The organism is Occallatibacter riparius, from assembly GCF_025264625.1.
In the GTDB taxonomy this organism is placed as follows: Bacteria; Acidobacteriota; Terriglobia; order Terriglobales; family Acidobacteriaceae; genus Telmatobacter; species Telmatobacter riparius.
This window is the reverse complement of sequence record NZ_CP093313.1, coordinates 6379193-6394734: the sequence shown is the minus strand read 5'-3', so window position 1 is coordinate 6394734 and position 15542 is coordinate 6379193. Positions and strand designations below refer to the sequence as shown.

Here is a 15542-nt window from a genome sequence, read left to right as displayed (position 1 = left end):
ATCGCCTCAGGATCATCACCCACGCATAGGGCGAGGCGATTCGAAGGCGGATCAGATGGTATGTGTGACGAGAGCATTCTCTACTGCCGGTCCTGCGTTTGCCAAGCGGACCGGGAAAGCCGCGTCACGGGTTCGTCACCTGGCAGTCGACCAGCGTGACTGTGGACGAATGCCGCAGTGTGTTCTGGATCTCGGCGACGGTGTCGGTGTGGCGCATCAACGCAAGCACCTCTTCGCGCGGCGCATCGGACTCTACGCTCGCGCGATACTCGATGTTCTTTGCCGGATCGCCGGGGCCGCCGAACTCGCCGTTTACCTCGACACCCACCCGGCTGACGCTGAGTCCGCGCTTCGCAGCCTCTCGATAGATGTCGTTGCAGTAGCAGGTGGCCAACGCGAGGAACAGGAACTCGCCTCCGTTGACTGCGGAGCCGAGTCCTTCGGGCTTGGCGGGGATCGTAAGGCTCTTCTGCTGCTCGTTGGTCTCGACAGTTGCGCGATGGTCGCCGCGCGTGTTCTCGACGCGTGCCGAAATTCTCATTTGGCCTCCGCATACTTCGCCCAGTTTGTCAGCAATTCGTTCACAACGGTGTGGCCGACGCGATACGCCGCCTCAAGCGAGGGCAGATAGGCGCTGTAGTTCCCGATGCGCTGCCGGGCGAGGCTTTGCGCCGCGTCAAGGCCGCGCGGCTGCTGATCGTAGTTGCTCACGGTGCGCAGCACCAGGACGCGCGACCAATCGACGCGGCCGGCGTTCGCCAGAAAATGAAGCGACTGCAGCGTGCCCGTGTCCTCCATGGCCGTGGTGGCAAACGTGCCCCTCCCATCGGTGAAGTAGCGCATCCACTCCGCAGCCCATGCGTCCATCAGCTTGCCATGCCAGTAGCGAGAGCCGGTTATCTCGTCGCCCATGGTGACGAAGGGTGCGCGATGTGCTGCAGTCCCGCTAAATTCGGCGCGCACTTGTTTCAGGTGGTCACTGTCCTCGAGCGGCACATCTTTCGTCAACTTGAATGCCCAAGCCGCGAGGTTCGCATTGAGCTCAAACACCTGTCCCGGCAGCGCCTCGGCTGGCGGCTCAAACGGACTCGTCTTGCGCAGAGGCAGATAGCCGGTCGCCCAGTCCTTCGGAATCTCCCGGGCGTCGATGTCGTATCCCAGGTCGCTATCCACCACAAAGCGAGCCCAGGCGGCTGATCCCAGTGAGACCTGTTCCGGGTTTCCGCCGGCAATTCCGGCAACGATCCAGTACGCGTGCGAAAAATCAAACTGGGGATCAAGTCCCAGTGCCATGATGGTGGCGGCTGCGTGCGCCGTGCCCTGGCCGGTCAGTACCGCCATCTCGCCCTGATCGTTCATGCGGACCGCGTGATAACCGGCCGGCAGCGGGTACGCGTGATCGAGATGATCGCGTTCCACCCAGTATTGGAGTTCGCCGGGAGCATCGCCCGTGTCGTTCCCCACTTCGAACATCGTGACCACGACAACCTTTACGGGGACGGGCTTTTTCTGGGCGACCACGGCCACCGCGAAGAGAATCAGCAGAGAACAGGAAATACGCCGCCAACAAGGGATCATGCTGCGATGGTAAATTGCGTCGCAAGCCCAACCGATGTCTCAGTCAGGGCTGGACCCCGGTGGCTGCAGGAAATCATAATGACGCCATGGCGCTGAAATTTACCACTTCGTACCTTGAAGATTCACTCGAGATCTTCCGCTACTACAAGAAGCTGGGCGACCGCGCGATGGCGCAGGTTGCCGACGAGCATCTGTTTGCCGCGCTCGATGGCGAGTCCAATTCCATCGCGATTATCGTGAAGCACATGGCGGGCAACATGCGCTCGCGCTGGACCGACTTCCTCACCAGCGACGGCGAGAAGGCCACGCGCAATCGCGATAGCGAATTCGAGGAGCCTGCGGCGACGCGGGAGGCGGTGCTACGCGATTGGGAGGATGGATGGGCTTACGTGTTCAACGCGCTGGAGCCGCTGACGGATGATGACCTCGATCGCACGGTGCACATCCGCGGTGAGGCCCACTCGGTGATGCAAGCCATCAATCGGCAGGTTGCGCACTACCCGCATCACATCGGCCAGATCGTGCTGCTTGCCAAACACTTCGCCGGACCCGGCTGGCAATCTCTCAGTGTGCCGCGCAGGAAGTCGGCCGAGTTCAACAGACAGGTAGCCGCGGGCGAGGCGAGCCAGCGATAGTCCGCCTCAGTTGACCGATTCAAACCGACTTCGCAGGCAGAAGCAGGTCGGGCAGATCTCCTCAGGCGCATCGTTTTCCGACGTGTAGCCGCACACGGGGCAGACATGGAAATCACGCGGCATCGTGATCCACGAGTCCTCGTCTTCTATTTCCAGCAGCGCAAGCGCTTCGTTGAAAAGCCGCGCGTGGGTCTTCTCCGCAGCAAGAGCCCAGCTAAAGGTGCGCACCACCGCGACGTCGCGGGCGGTGCGCGCGAGTTCCAGCCATGTGGGATAAATGGTGTCTACTTCGGAGATCTCGTCAGCGAGCGCAGTGCGGACGTTCTCCAGCGTGGTGCCCACTTCGATGTTGATCGGCTTGAAGTGCAATTCGGAGCCGATTTGGTGCAGGATGCGTCCGTGATTGGCTGCGTGGATCTCCTCGGCGCGGGCGGCAGCTCGAAACAGGCTCGCCACGCCGTGCCATCCTTCGCCGTCGGCTTTCCCGGCGAATTCGATGTAGCGGACGTAGGCATTGGATTCGTTGTCGAAGGCTGTCCGGAGATTATCGATAAGAACTTCGTGCTCAGAGGCGATGGCTTGCATGGTGCACCTCGCGAATCAGCAACCAGCTTGGACGCATCCGCTATTCCGCGCTGTGATGGCCGTTACGGGCCAAGAATTCGGCTCGCGTCGGCCCAAAAGCAAAAGCGGACAGGTCTGGGACCTGTCCGCTTTGCTTTTGGTTGACTTGGCTTACGGCCGGGCCGCTGCCGCTCCCTGCGGAGTTTCGTGGGCCTGCGCCTTCTCGGCCAGAACCTTGTGCGCGTTGTCTTCCAGTGCCTGCGCCTCGGGTAGGAAGCTCAGCGCCTTCTGGATTTCGGGATCCCAGTCGGCGTGGACCCGCAGACCCTGCAACTGTCCGAACTGGCTGCCTAACAGGGCTTCCTTGATGTTGATCTTGAGCCAGTCAGCATTGTCGGCAATGTCCTTCTCAGTGAACGGAATATTCAGGCTGGTGAGGAACTGCTTGAAATCGTTCATCACCGAATCGTCCACCTGGAAGTTCTTGTCGACGGTGTGGTTAGCCAGGTAGTGCGGCGCGAAGTGGAAGAACGTGTACCGGTAGCCAACCTCGTCTTGGAACTTGTTCGCCTTGGGCGAGTCGATCTTTTCGTCCGGCGTGATGCCGCCGCCGCCATAGACCGTGCGGCCGGAGTCGGTCATCTTCACTTCGCGGTTTGTCTTGTCCGCGGGCTCGGCACCGGCATGGTTGTAGTAGTAATCGTAGAGCGAAACGCCGGAGTAGTTGCGCTGGATCAGGCGTCCGGACGGCGTGTAATAGTGATACGTTGTCAGCGCCAGGCCGGTGTTTTCGCTCAGGTTATAGACCGTCTGCACCAGGCCCTTGCCGAACGTCGTCTCGCCGACGATCAGGGCGCGGTCGTGATCCTGCAGCGCGCCGGAAACGATCTCCGCCGCTGAAGCCGTGTTGCGGTTCACCAGCACCACGATCGGGAAGGCCTTGCCGTCATTGCCGTGAGTCGCCGTGTAGTTCTGGTCGGGATAGGCGCGCCCGCGCTGGGAAACGATCGTCTGGCCCTTGGAAAGAAGATGGTCGCAGACCTCAACTGCCTGGCTCAGCAGGCCGCCGGGGTTGCCGCGGAGGTCGAACACCAGGCCCTTGATAGCGCCGAAGCTGTTGATGGCGTCAATCACTTCCTGGGCGGTCGTCTCCTGGAACTGGGTCAGGTGGATGTACCCGACGCCAGGACGGATCTCATACTTAAGGTCCACGGAGGGGTGCGGAATCTCGTCGCGGACCAGGTCGAAGGTGAGCGGCTTGGTCTGTCCCTCGCGGCTCATGGTCACCTGAACATGGGTGCCCTTGGGTCCCTTGAGAGCCTTGGCCACTGCGTCCGACGAGGCCAGGGCGTCAGGATTGTTGCCCTCGGTCACCACCTGCTTGCCGTCGACGGCCGTGATTACGTCGCCCGGACGGATGCCGGCACGGAACGACGGCGTGCCCTCGTAGGGGGTGATGACGTAAATCTTCTCTTTCTGCTGCTGGATCACCATGCCCACGCCGTAGTAGTGGCCGCGCTGATCTTCGCGCATCTTGGCGTAAGCCTTTGGATCGTAGAAGTTAGAGTGCGGGTCCAGCGTCCGCAGCATGCCCGGGATGGCGCCGTCGTAGATAACGGCGTCGATCTTGTCGCCGTTGATGGGCTCGGCGTAGTTCTGCTCCACCAGGGCGTAAACGTTGGTGAACTGCTTTAGATTGTCGCGGATCTGGCTCTCGTCCTCAGACGATTGAGCCCCAACCTTGCGCTGGAGCAATGAGCCGACCAGGGCGCAGGCGACAAAAAAGAGAATGGTGATGAATAAGGCGCGGCGGGCGCGGGGAGTCATAAGCGGCAGAACCTCCGGCGGCAGGTGCGGCCAGTGGCAAAGTACACGTCCAGCACAGCAGCCTTTGCACTAAAGTATAGCGCACTCCATATTTGACGCGCGGTAGCAGCCGAAGGGAGCGAGAAAAGGCGTCGGGAGTGGCGAAGCGGCGGAGTGGCAAAGCGCCAAGTGCGAGTAGCCTGTCAAGCGAATGGCCAAGGCCGCGTTCTGCTAACCCTCGCTCGTATAGCAACGAATCGTTGTCCGAAACTCTGTCACTCTGCCACTTTGTCACTCTGCCACTTGTGAACCAGTTACTCGGGCCGAGCAGCCCCTGTCTCCTCCGCTCTCCCAACATTTACAATGACGTCTATACCTCAGGTGGAGATCGCTGGCCCCCTGCCGTGTGCCGACCTATGACCTTGAATTTTCTTCGTATCCCCGCGGTGACTGTGCTGAGCGCGGCGCTGCTTGCGACCCCTGCCCTGGCCCAGTCACGTCCCGCTGAGCCGGCTAGCCCTTACGGCGGCGTCACGGTTGAAGACATCATCGCCCGCGTCAACGACCAGATCATCACCCGGTCCGACTACGATCGCTCCCAGAAGGAGCTGGATGACGAGGCCCGCAAGGCCGGCGCCAGCATGCAGCAGATCTCTGAAGCGCATCGCGACCTGCTCCGCAACCTTATCGATCAGCAGCTCTGGATCTCCAAGGGCAAGGAACTGGGCATCACCGGCGAAACCGAGCTGATCAACCGCCTCAACGAGATCCGCAAGCAGTACAACCTCTCCAGCCTCGAAGATCTGGAGAAGGCGGCGCAGGAGCAGGGCGTCAGCTACGAGGATTTCAAGGCCAACATCCGCAACCAGATCATCACCCAGCAGGTGATGCGCGACGAGGTGGGCCGGCACATCTCCTTTACGCCCGGCGAGGTGCAGCGCTATTACGAGCAGCACAAGCAGGAGTACGTTCAGCCCGAAAGCGTCAAGCTGAGCGAGATATTGGTGGGCACTCCTGCCGATGCCACAGATGCCCAGGTTGCCGCGGCAAAGACCAAGGCCGACGATGCGGTCGCGAAGCTCCGCGGTGGGGCCGACTTCACGCAGGTGGCGAAATCGGTCAGCGAAGGCCAGACGGCCGGGCAGGGCGGCGATCTTGGTACCTACAAGCGCGGCCAGCTCAACAAGATCTTTGAAGACGCTACCTTCAGCCAGCCCACCGGAACAATCACCGACCCCATCCGCACGAAGCAGGGTTTTGTGATCTTCAAGGTGGTGCAGCATAACTCCGGCGGCGTTCAGGAATATAAGGATGTGGAGCAGCAGGTCGAGCAGGACTACTACGGCTCGAAGATGGAACCGGCGATTCGCGAGTATCTGACCAAGATGCGCGAGGACGCCTATATCGACATCGCGCCCGGTTTCACTGACTCAGGCGCAAGCAGCAACAAGCGCGTGAACCCCATCGCCTACTCGCAGTACACGCCGCCTCAGCCGAAGAAGAAGAAGAAGGTTGAGCGCACCCGTTTCCGCGAGAACACGCACTTCCGCTCGAAGACCTCGATGCCCGGCACTGATGCCGCTGCTGCCGGGGCTGAAGCTCCTGCTGCCTCTGGCGCTGCCGCCGGCACGCAGACGGCTTCTGCAGCGACGCATACGGCCTCCGCCCAGCCGGCCACCCAGAAGCCCGGCAAGAAGGAAAAGATCCGCTACGGCCAGGCGCCCACCAAGACGCTTCCCAGCGCCGCTCCGACTCAGACCGAGGACGCAGGCGCGACCGGGCAGAGTGTCGGCCAGGGCGCTCAGGTGGCACAGGCTGATGCGCCCGTAGAACCCGAGGCTCCCGAGCAGAAGAAGACGCGCTACAGCGATCGCGCCCGCGTCCCCAAGGACAAGAAGCAGCAGGCAGCCCACCCGGAGAAGGCCAGCTATCCTGCGCAGAATCCGGCAGCGGCGCCGGACGCTGCTGAGGTCGCTGACCGCCAGACGCAGTCGGCCGCGCTCGGTCTGAAGGGCGACACCACCAAGAAAAAGAAGAAGCAAGCAACAACTACGAGCGAGAAGACTCGCCTGCAGGACAAGAAGAAGAGCGACCAGCCGCAACAGCAGACCGCACCGGTCCAGCCGACTCCGATTGGGCCGGTACAAGGCGCGCCTGCACCAGGTCAGCCTGCGCAGCCTCCCGCTCCGGCGCCATCAACCGCACCTACCCAGCCGCAGCAGTAAAGTCGACGATCAACAGCGAATGGCCCTGAGCGCGAAGTTCAGGGCCGTTCTGTTTTCGGACCGACGCGCTTTTCGAACACGAGTGACGTCTTCACCTCATGATATCCGTCGCGAATATAAAAACGATGCGCACCTTCTCGGGTGCTGCGGGAGGTGACGCGGAGGATTTCCAGGCCCTGCTCGCGGGTCCACTCTTCGGCGCGTTCGCACAGGCGCCGGCCGATTCCGCGGCCGCGCACGCGCTCGCTCACCACAAGTCCGCCGATGAAGCCGAAAGGCTCCGACTGCAGCCGGCGCTCGATCGATACTTCGATCCAGGCGACTACTTCTCCCCGCACGCACGCCACGAACGCAATCTGTTCAGGGTTTCCGCGATCGAGGCGCGCGATCCAGGCGGCAATTTCGTCAGCGCTGCGCCGGTAGCCCAGTTGTGTTGTGAGCTGTGCAATGGTCTCCGTATCTTCGTACCGCATCTCGCGCATCGTCACTGCGTCGTCGATCGATTCCCGCGTATCTGTCACGGTATTCAGGATATCGTCCCGCCTAACTTAATTCCTTCATTCGCTCGCACCTGCTGTGAACTACGAACTGTGAACTGCGAACTGGCCTTCGGCCCTGTTATTCTTCCCGCAGCATGAAGGAAATCTTTATCTCGCAGCTCAATTCGTTTGAAGAGACACGGGTCTTCGATACCTACTTTCTTGTTCTGCATCGCCAGCTCAGAACTACCCAGACCAACAAGCCTTACCTCAACATCGTGTTCTGCGATAAGACCGGCCAACTTGAAGGCCGCGTGTGGGACGTAAACGACTCGCGCATCGCAAAGGACTTCGAGCGTGGCGATGTCGTCAAGGTTCGCGGCTGCGTGTCGCGCTTCAACGACCGCCTGCAGATGAAGGTGGAGCAGCTGCGCAAGGCGCTTTCCACAGAAGAAGTAGAAAAGGCCGACCTGATGCCGGCCACCACTTACGACGTGCAGGAGCTCTGGCAGAAGCTTCTCGGCTTCATCGACTCCTTCACCGATCCGCATCTCAAGCTGCTCGTCGGCAACATCTTCAACAATCTGCAAATCGCCTCCGCCTTCCGCGAAGCGCCCGCCGCCAAGCAACTGCATCACGCATATCTCGGCGGCCTGCTCGAGCATGTCATCAGTCTGCTCACGCTGGCTGACCGCGTCGCGCCGCACTATCCGATTCTGCACCGTGACCTGCTGCTCACCGGCGTCATGCTGCACGACATCGGAAAGATCCAGGAACTCTCCTGGGACGTTGGCTTCGAGTACACCACCGAAGGCATCCTCCTCGGCCACATCCAGATGGGCGCATCGCTTGCGGAGAAGACCATGGATGCGATTCCCGATTTCCCGCCGCGCCTCAAGACGCTGGTGCTGCACGTGATCCTCTCGCATCATGGCAAGCTGGAATTTGGATCGCCCAAGCTTCCCATGATTCCCGAGGCGCTGGTACTGAACTTCCTTGATGACCTCGACGCCAAGATGCAGGCCGTGCAGGGCGAGTTCGACAAGTGTGCGCGCGAAGGCAAAGCCCCTGATGAGCTCACCGGCAAGGTGTGGGCGCTCGACCAGCGGCAATTGCTCAATACCCGTGGATGGCTGGGTCCCGCAGAGCCAGGAAAGACTGAACCTGAGGATCAGTCACAAACGGAATTGTTCTTCGGCCTGAAGTAGGGCAGCAGGGAAGCGTCCAGCGAAATTGATTTGTGAGGGGTAGATGAAATATCTCAGCGATGCGGCAGGCAAACAGGAGATCCTCGCTCGTCTGGCTGCAATCCGCCCAGACACTCCGCGTCAATGGGGCAAGATGAATGCGTCGCAAATGATCTGCCACGTCACCGACGCCTTTCTCAGCGTCATGGGCGAGAAGCCGATTGAAACCCCGCGCGGTTTCAACCTGTGGCCGCTGATGAAGAGCTTCGTCCTCTATGCACCGTTCAAGTGGCCGCAAGGTGTCCCCACGCGCCCCGAGATGGATCAGCAGATCGGCGGAACTCCGCCGACGCAGTTCGATTGCGACATGCGCACCCTCCTCGCCGCCATCGACAAGTTCACGGCGCAGCCCCGCACCTTCCAGTTCCGGCCGCATCCCATGTTCCGAGTGATGAGCGAGAAGGACTGGATGCGCTGGGGCTATCTGCACACCGACCACCACCTGCGCCAGTTCGGAGCGTAAACCAGGGAATAGGGAATCAGGAATAGGAAGAACGAAAGCAAAGCGGGCCTCCTGCCTGTTTTCTACTCCTGCTCCCTATTCCCTACTGCCTGTCTTTATCCCAGGAACCAGTCCCACTGCGCTTCCGTCAACGGCACTACTGAAAGCCTCCCGATCTTCACCAGTGGCGAATCGTGGAAAACGGATGCGGCCTTGATCGCGTCAAGGCTCTTCGGCGATTTCAGCTTCTGCCCGACTTTCACCTTCACAATCGGCACCTTGGGATCCGACGCGTCGACACTCACTACAGACCCAGTCCCAACCGCGGTGCGCTCATCGCCCGTGTGATAGAAAATCCACTTCGTACCCTTCTTCAGTTCGCGGAGGTGCTTCACGGCCGTGGGATTGGTCACGCCATCCCACACCGTCTCCTTGTCACGCAGGAAATCATCGAAGGAATAAACCGTAGGTTCAGTCTTGAAGAGGAAGTAGTCGCTCATGCGCTCATCCTAAGGCACGCGCGCGCCGATCGCATGGGGAAAATGGGGGCCCGACATGGGAACCCGGCTGGGCGCCGATGGTAGATTGAAAAGCTGGAATCGATAAAGAGAGTCGCGGGGGTAGCGAACGTGCGCAGGGTTTTGGTCTTGGCGGGTTTGGTGATGGCAGGCATATGCGCGTCGGGAGCGCAGGCAACGGATGCGACGCGATGGAAGGCTGAAGCCTCCCGCGTCACCATCGTTCGCGACGACTGGGGAATCGCCCACATCCACGGCAAGACCGATGCAGATGCCGTCTTCGGGATGATCTACGCGCAGTGCGAAGACGACTTCAATCGCGTCGAGACCAATTACCTCACCTCACTGGGGCGTCGCGCGGAGGCTGAAGGCGAGCCGGCTATCTGGCAGGATCTGCGCCAGCGCCTCTTCATCGATCCCGAAGATCTGAAGCGCGATTACGCATCGAGCCCTGACTGGCTCAGGAAGCTGATGGATGCCTGGGCCGACGGCATCAACTACTACCTTGCGCGCCACCCCGAGACCAAACCGAAAGTGCTCACCCGCTTCGAGCCGTGGATGGCTCTCTCATTTACTGAGGGCAGCATCGGCGGCGACATCGAGCGCGTCGATCTCAAGCGCCTCCAGGCCTTCTATGACACACAGGGAACGCATGCCACCGGCGCTGCCGCGTCGAACTGGGAATCCCGCCCTCACGCCGCGCTGCCCTGGATGGAACCCAAGCCGAGCAGTTCCAACGGCATCGCCATCGCTCCGTCAAACACCGCGAATCATCATGCGCTTCTGCTCATCAACCCGCATACCTGGTTCTTTTTTCGCAGCGAATTGCAGGTTTCGAGCGACGAAGGCCTGAACGCCTACGGCGCGGTCACGTGGGGCCAGTTCTTCGTCTACCAGGGATTCAACGATCGCGTGGGCTGGATGCACACTTCCAGCAACGTTGACGCTGTGGATGAGTATCTTGAATCCATCGTCCGCGACAAAGGAACCCTCCGCTATCGCTACGGCTCCGAGACAAAGCCTTTCACGAACAAGCAAATCACGATCCGCTACAAGACCCCGGAAGGAATGAAGTCGCGCACATTCACGGCCATGTATTCACTGCATGGCCCGGTGGTCGCGCAGGAAGCGGACCGCTTCGTGACCATTCAGCTCATGAACATCCCCATCCCCGCGCTTGAGCAGAGCTATCTGCGCACCAAAGCGCGCAACTACGCCGAATACAAGAAGACGATGGAATTGCAGGCCAACTCCTCCAACAACACCGTCTTCGCCGACGCCGACGGCGACATTGCCTACTGGCAGGGCAACTTCATTCCCAAACGCGATACGCGCTTCGACTACACCAAGCCGGTGGACGGCAGCAATCCCGCCACCAACTGGCAGGGCCTCATGAGCGTCGACGAACTCCCGCATCTACTCAATCCGAAGGTTGGCTATCTCTTCAACGTGAATGATTCGCCGTGGAACGGCGCAGGGCCCGACTCGCTGCACAAGGCTGATTTTCCAGCTTATGTAGAAGAGGGAATCGAGACGCCGCGTGGTGTGCATGCCATGCTCCTGCTCGCACCCGACGGCAAGCCGCGCCGAGACTGGACTCTCGAGACGCTCCGTGCAGCCGCATACGACTCCTACATCCCCTGGTTCGCGCGCACCGTTCCTGCGCTGGTTAAGGCGTACGACGATTTGCCGCCTGCCGATCAGCGCAAGGCCACCCTCGCCGAACAGGTGAAGCTCCTGCGCAAATGGGATGCCCGCTGGGGCGTCGATTCCGTAGAGACCGCGCTTGGCATGTTCTGGGGAACTGAACTGCTGAAGACCGTCGCACGTCCGGCCCACGAATCCAAGGTCCCCAGCGAGGAATGGATCGTCACGCGCGTCGCCCCTGACGACCTGCTCAACGCCCTGGTCACCGCATCGAACCAGCTCATTTCCGACTTTGGAACCTGGCGCACACCATGGGGGCAGATCAATCGTTTCCAGCGCCTCACGGACGATCTCGCACCGAAATTCACCGACGCGGGTGCCAGCATTCCCATTCCGTTTGTTCCGGGAGGTTATGGCTCGCTGGCGGCGTTTGTGGGGCGCGCCTATCCCGGCACTAAGCGCTGGTATGGAAATTACGGCAACAGCTTCGTCGCCGTTGTCGAATTTGGCGACAAGGTGAGCGCCCGCGCGGTTACCGCCGGCGGGGAGAGCGGCAATACGCAATCACGCAACTTTAATGACGAGGCCGAGCGCTACGCCTCAGGCAATCTGCGCGACGTTTACTTCTACCCCGACCAGCTCAAAGGCCATACAAAGCGCACCTATCATCCGGGCGACTGAACGCCATTAACTGCGTCAGCGTTTCCGCTTAACGGCATTAAGCCTGGGCCTCTCACAACCGCATTGCGTCTATTCCAGCCTCTCACCAGTGGGACTAGAGTTCCAATGGCCACGGGAATGGCCCTACGGCCTCTTTGCGCCGGACGGCTCCGGCCACAGGCCGATTTCTTCTTTGAGGGGCTGAGGACTTATATGACCGCAACCGCAATTTCACTCGAACACTCCGAAATCGCACACCAGCCTTTTCCGCTTCACCTTGCCGAGCGCATGCAGCGCCTGGGCACCGAGACCGCCTTTGAAGTCCTCGTCCGCGCGCGCGCGCTTGAGGCTAAGGGCCGCGATGTCGTGCATCTCGAAATCGGTGAGCCCGACTTCGACACTCCCGGCAACGTAATCGATGCAGCAGTCGGCGCACTTCGCGGCGGCTTCACACACTACGGCCCGTCCGCCGGCCTGCCCAAACTGCGCGAAGCCATCGCCAACGATGTAGGCCGCTTCCGCAATATCCAGGTCAGCCCCGACGAGGTAGTTGTGGTCCCCGGCGGCAAGCCCATCATCTTCTATTGCATGCTGGCTCTCGCCAACGAAGGCGATGAAGTGATTTATCCCAATCCCGGCTTTCCTATTTATGAGTCGATGATCAACTTCTCCGGCGCGCGTGCCGTGCCCATCCCGCTGCGCGAAGAGCGCCAGTTCCGGCTCGACGTGAATGAACTCGCCAGCCTCATCACGCCGCGCACCCGAGTCATCATTCTCAACTCGCCAGCGAATCCAACCGGCGGCGTGCTCGACGAGCAGGATATCCACGACATCATCTCCGTCATTGGCGACCGCAACATCATGGTGCTTTCTGACGAGATCTATAGCCGCCTCATCTTCGAGGGGCAGCACTTCTCGCCGCTATCGATTCCCGAGTTCCGCGAGCGCACTATATTGCTCGATGGATTCTCCAAGACGTACGCCATGACCGGCTGGCGGCTTGGCTTCGGCGTCATGCGCCCCGACCTGGCCGCGCACATCGCACGCCTCATGACGAATTCGAACTCCTGCACCGCCAGCTTTACGCAGATGGCCGGGGTTGAGGCGCTCACTGGAGACCAGTCTTCTGTCACGCGCATGTGCGAGGCGTTCCGCGAACGGCGCGACTTGATGGTCGACGGGCTCAACCGCATCAAGGGCTTCCGTTGCCTGCGGCCCAAAGGCGCGTTCTACGTGTTCCCGAACATCCAGGGCACCGGCTGGACATCGCAGAAGCTGGCCAATGCGCTGCTCGACGAGGCTGGAGTAGCATGCCTGTCTGGCACTGCCTTCGGCAGCTATGGCGAGGGATACATTCGATTCAGCGTGGCCAACTCGCCTGAGAACATTCAGAAGGCGCTCGACCGCATCGAGCAGTGGGTCAATACACACGTATAAGTAACAACGAATCAAAGAATCTCTTCGCGGGGGGTGGCTGCCGCTGCCGCTCCCGCGCGCCCAAACTGCTGCCAACTGAAACCGCCGCGGATGGTCGATCACTGATCACTGACCACTGACCACCGACCACTGACCACTGACCTCCGGTGTTCCCTGTCACATACCGCGCATTTTAGAGAAGCCTAGAATCTCTCTCCGTTTGGCAGGAGAAGTCGATGCCTCTGATTGATTCGTCCACGGGAAACGTGATTCGCGGATATACGGTTGAACAACTGCGCGATGCCGCCAGGCTGATGCGCGGCTATGACATGGTTGCGCTGTGCGCTGCCGGATCGGGACATGCCGGGGGCACGCTCTCGATCATGGACATCACCGCGGCGCTCTATCTGCACGCAGCCCATCATGATCCTTCCAATCCCGCGTGGCCGGATCGCGATCGCATCGTCTGGTCGGCGGGACACAAGGCGCCCAGCCTTTACCTCGGGCTCGCATTCGCGGGCTTCTGCGCGCTTGAAGATGTCGTCACACTCCGCAAACTCGGCTCGCCCTTCCAAGGCCATCCCCACTGCCTCAAGCTTTCCGGCGTTGAAGTGTCCACGGGTTCGCTAGGGCAGGGCCTCAGCATCTCCGTAGGCATGGCTCTGGCTGCGCGCCTGGATGGCCGGAACCACAAGATCTTCTGCCTCATGGGCGACGGCGAGCAGCAGGAAGGCCAGGTGTGGGAGGCGGCCATGGAAGCCGGTCACTACAACCTCGACAACCTCATCGCCGTGATCGACTGCAACCGCCTGCAGATCGATGGATGGGTCAAAGACGTCATGGAGGTCGAGCCCCTCGCCGACAAGTACGAGAGCTTTGGCTGGAACGTAATCAGCGTCGACGGCCACAATATGGAGGCCCTCGTTGCCGTCTTTGAGGACGCTCGCCAGAGCGAGGGCAAACCGGTAGTCATCCTGGCCGATACGGTGAAAGGCAAGGGCGTGAGCTTCATGGAGAACCAGGCCGGCTGGCACGGCAAGGTGCCGAATCGCGAGGAACTCACGTTGGCCCTCCGCGGCCTGCGCGTCGCGGATGAGATTCCCGTGGAGCGCCTGCTGGAACGGGCGAAGGCATACCAGGCAGAGGCCGAGCAGAAGCTGGAAGCGCGGATGCCGCACGTCAGCCGTAATTACTGGTGGAATGCGAGTGATTCGATGAAGGTGGCGATGGAGCCCACGCGCAAGGGGCTCGGCCAGTCGCTGGCTGCGAATGGCGGCGACGAGCGCGTCGTCTGCCTGGGCCTCGATATCTCCGGCTCCATCACCATCAGCGATTTTTATGCGGGAAAACCGGAACGCGCCTCCCGATGGCTCAGCATGGGCATCGCCGAGCAGTCTGCTACGTCGGCCGCGGCAGGCCTGGCGCGTGAAGGCAAGCTGCCTGTCGTCGGCTCCTATGCAACTTTCTCCGCGGCACGCAATCTCGACCAGATCCGCGTGTCGGTCTGCTACTCGAATCTCAACGTGTTAATCGTCGGGGCGCACGCGGGAGTGTCGGTAGGGCCGGACGGAGCCACCCACCAGGCTCTCGAAGATCTATTCGCCATGATGGGACTGCCGAATATGTCGGTGGTTGTTCCCTGCGACGTAGTGGAAGCGCGTAAGGCCACAACGCATCTGCTTCTCGAACAGGTCGGACCGAAATACATTCGCTTTGCGCGCGAAGCTACCCCGATCGTGACCGCAGACGCCACGCCGTTTGTCTTCGGCAAAGCCAACCGCATCCGGCTGCGGCACCAGGCAGCCAACTTTGCAGAGGCATTCGAAACCCGGCTGGACGAGGACTGCCGCGATGAAGGCGAGGATCTGACCATCATCGCCTGCGGTCCTGAGGTTCCAGAGGCGATGCGGGCTGCGTGGATTCTGCGCCAGGAGTACGGCTACGCCACGCGCATTCTCAACATGCACACCCTGAAGCCTATCGACAGGGAAGCGATCGTCCGAGCGGCTCTGGAAACCGGCGCCATCGTTACCGCCGAAGAACATCAGATCGGCGCGCTGGCTGGACAGGTGAGTTTAGTGTTGACCGAGACTCCACGCATGTACGGCCATCCGATCATCACCGCCGCGATTGGCATCAAGGACCGCTTTGGGGATTCAGGAGCTCCCTGGGAACTGGTGAAGGAACTGGAAGTCAGCGCCGAACACATCGCCGTGAAGGCGGCGGAGCTGATGGCGCACAAACGAGAGCCAGTCGGAGCGGCATCGCACGCCGAGCGCGCGTAAGCTGCAGACCTCTCGCAGGCATTAGTCAGGCCCGTCCGGA

Annotated in this window: 13 protein-coding genes; 7 read left to right on the top strand and 6 right to left on the bottom strand. The window is 60.9% G+C overall.

What is annotated here, in order from left to right; all coding sequences use genetic code 11:
* Positions 1-124: 124 nt before the first annotated feature.
* Positions 125-541 carry an OsmC family protein gene (locus MOP44_RS26125; protein WP_260793513.1) on the bottom strand — a complete coding sequence of 139 codons (417 nt, stop codon included), beginning with the start codon at positions 539-541 and terminating at the stop codon, positions 125-127.
* The gene (locus tag MOP44_RS26120) at positions 538-1578 is read right to left on the bottom strand and encodes a purine-nucleoside phosphorylase (protein ID WP_260793512.1); all 1041 of its coding nucleotides are present in this window, start codon (positions 1576-1578) and stop codon (positions 538-540) included. The genes MOP44_RS26125 and MOP44_RS26120 overlap by 4 nt, the downstream gene beginning before the upstream one ends.
* An 86-nt stretch (positions 1579-1664) precedes the next feature.
* On the opposite strand from MOP44_RS26120, the gene MOP44_RS26115 reads away from it, so the two are divergent.
* Positions 1665-2213, top strand: a complete 549-nt coding sequence (locus tag MOP44_RS26115) for a DUF1572 domain-containing protein (RefSeq protein WP_260793511.1) — start codon at positions 1665-1667, stop codon at positions 2211-2213.
* Between the two features lie 6 nt (positions 2214-2219).
* On the opposite strand, the gene MOP44_RS26110 is transcribed toward MOP44_RS26115, so the two are convergent.
* Positions 2220-2798 (bottom strand): rubrerythrin family protein, encoded by a 579-nt coding sequence (locus tag MOP44_RS26110; RefSeq protein ID WP_260793510.1) that lies wholly within the window; start codon positions 2796-2798, stop codon positions 2220-2222.
* 150 nt (positions 2799-2948) lie between these two features.
* Positions 2949-4604, bottom strand: a complete 1656-nt coding sequence (locus MOP44_RS26105) for a S41 family peptidase (RefSeq protein WP_260793509.1) — start codon at positions 4602-4604, stop codon at positions 2949-2951.
* A 395-nt stretch (positions 4605-4999) separates the two neighbouring features.
* Here MOP44_RS26105 and MOP44_RS26100 point away from each other — a divergent pair, with 395 nt between their 5' ends.
* On the top strand, positions 5000-6808 hold the full coding sequence (locus tag MOP44_RS26100; RefSeq protein ID WP_260793508.1) for a peptidylprolyl isomerase: 1809 nt from the start codon (positions 5000-5002) through the stop codon (positions 6806-6808).
* A 38-nt stretch (positions 6809-6846) separates the two neighbouring features.
* Here MOP44_RS26100 and MOP44_RS26095 read toward each other — a convergent pair whose 3' ends face one another.
* Complete coding sequence (locus tag MOP44_RS26095; protein ID WP_260793507.1) at positions 6847-7329, bottom strand: GNAT family N-acetyltransferase; 483 nt, start codon at positions 7327-7329, stop codon at positions 6847-6849.
* Positions 7330-7442: 113 nt separating this feature from the next.
* Between MOP44_RS26095 and MOP44_RS26090 the strand changes: the two genes are divergently transcribed.
* Positions 7443-8495: a 3'-5' exoribonuclease YhaM family protein gene (locus tag MOP44_RS26090; RefSeq protein ID WP_260793506.1), complete on the top strand. Its 1053-nt coding sequence runs from the start codon at positions 7443-7445 to the stop codon at positions 8493-8495.
* A 43-nt stretch (positions 8496-8538) separates the two neighbouring features.
* The gene (locus MOP44_RS26085) at positions 8539-8997 is read left to right on the top strand and encodes a DUF1569 domain-containing protein (RefSeq protein ID WP_260793505.1); all 459 of its coding nucleotides are present in this window, start codon (positions 8539-8541) and stop codon (positions 8995-8997) included.
* Positions 8998-9092: 95 nt separating this feature from the next.
* On the opposite strand, the gene MOP44_RS26080 is transcribed toward MOP44_RS26085, so the two are convergent.
* Positions 9093-9476 (bottom strand): EVE domain-containing protein, encoded by a 384-nt coding sequence (locus tag MOP44_RS26080; RefSeq protein ID WP_260793504.1) that lies wholly within the window; start codon positions 9474-9476, stop codon positions 9093-9095.
* Positions 9477-9638: 162 nt separating this feature from the next.
* Between MOP44_RS26080 and MOP44_RS26075 the strand changes: the two genes are divergently transcribed.
* The 3 genes from MOP44_RS26075 to MOP44_RS26065 all read left to right on the top strand — a co-directional run bounded on the left by MOP44_RS26075 (position 9639) and on the right by MOP44_RS26065 (position 15502).
* Entirely contained in the window at positions 9639-11822 is a 2184-nt protein-coding gene (locus MOP44_RS26075) for a penicillin acylase family protein (RefSeq protein ID WP_260793503.1), read from the top strand.
* 192 nt (positions 11823-12014) lie between these two features.
* Entirely contained in the window at positions 12015-13238 is a 1224-nt protein-coding gene (locus MOP44_RS26070; RefSeq protein ID WP_260793502.1) for a pyridoxal phosphate-dependent aminotransferase, read from the top strand.
* Between the two features lie 215 nt (positions 13239-13453).
* On the top strand, positions 13454-15502 hold the full coding sequence (locus tag MOP44_RS26065) for a transketolase (RefSeq protein WP_260793501.1): 2049 nt from the start codon (positions 13454-13456) through the stop codon (positions 15500-15502).
* The last annotated feature ends 40 nt before the right edge of the window (positions 15503-15542 follow it).

Coding starts and splice junctions, on each gene's coding strand:
- MOP44_RS26125 (WP_260793513.1), bottom strand. CDS start 541: ATGAGAATTTCGGCACGCGTCGAGAACACGCGCGGCGACCATCGCGCA.
- MOP44_RS26120 (WP_260793512.1), bottom strand. CDS start 1,578: ATGATCCCTTGTTGGCGGCGTATTTCCTGTTCTCTGCTGATTCTCTTC.
- MOP44_RS26115 (WP_260793511.1), top strand. CDS start 1,665: ATGGCGCTGAAATTTACCACTTCGTACCTTGAAGATTCACTCGAGATC.
- MOP44_RS26110 (WP_260793510.1), bottom strand. CDS start 2,798: ATGCAAGCCATCGCCTCTGAGCACGAAGTTCTTATCGATAATCTCCGG.
- MOP44_RS26105 (WP_260793509.1), bottom strand. CDS start 4,604: ATGACTCCCCGCGCCCGCCGCGCCTTATTCATCACCATTCTCTTTTTT.
- MOP44_RS26100 (WP_260793508.1), top strand. CDS start 5,000: ATGACCTTGAATTTTCTTCGTATCCCCGCGGTGACTGTGCTGAGCGCG.
- MOP44_RS26090 (WP_260793506.1), top strand. CDS start 7,443: ATGAAGGAAATCTTTATCTCGCAGCTCAATTCGTTTGAAGAGACACGG.
- MOP44_RS26085 (WP_260793505.1), top strand. CDS start 8,539: ATGAAATATCTCAGCGATGCGGCAGGCAAACAGGAGATCCTCGCTCGT.
- MOP44_RS26080 (WP_260793504.1), bottom strand. CDS start 9,476: ATGAGCGACTACTTCCTCTTCAAGACTGAACCTACGGTTTATTCCTTC.
- MOP44_RS26075 (WP_260793503.1), top strand. CDS start 9,639: ATGGCAGGCATATGCGCGTCGGGAGCGCAGGCAACGGATGCGACGCGA.
- MOP44_RS26070 (WP_260793502.1), top strand. CDS start 12,015: ATGACCGCAACCGCAATTTCACTCGAACACTCCGAAATCGCACACCAG.
- MOP44_RS26065 (WP_260793501.1), top strand. CDS start 13,454: ATGCCTCTGATTGATTCGTCCACGGGAAACGTGATTCGCGGATATACG.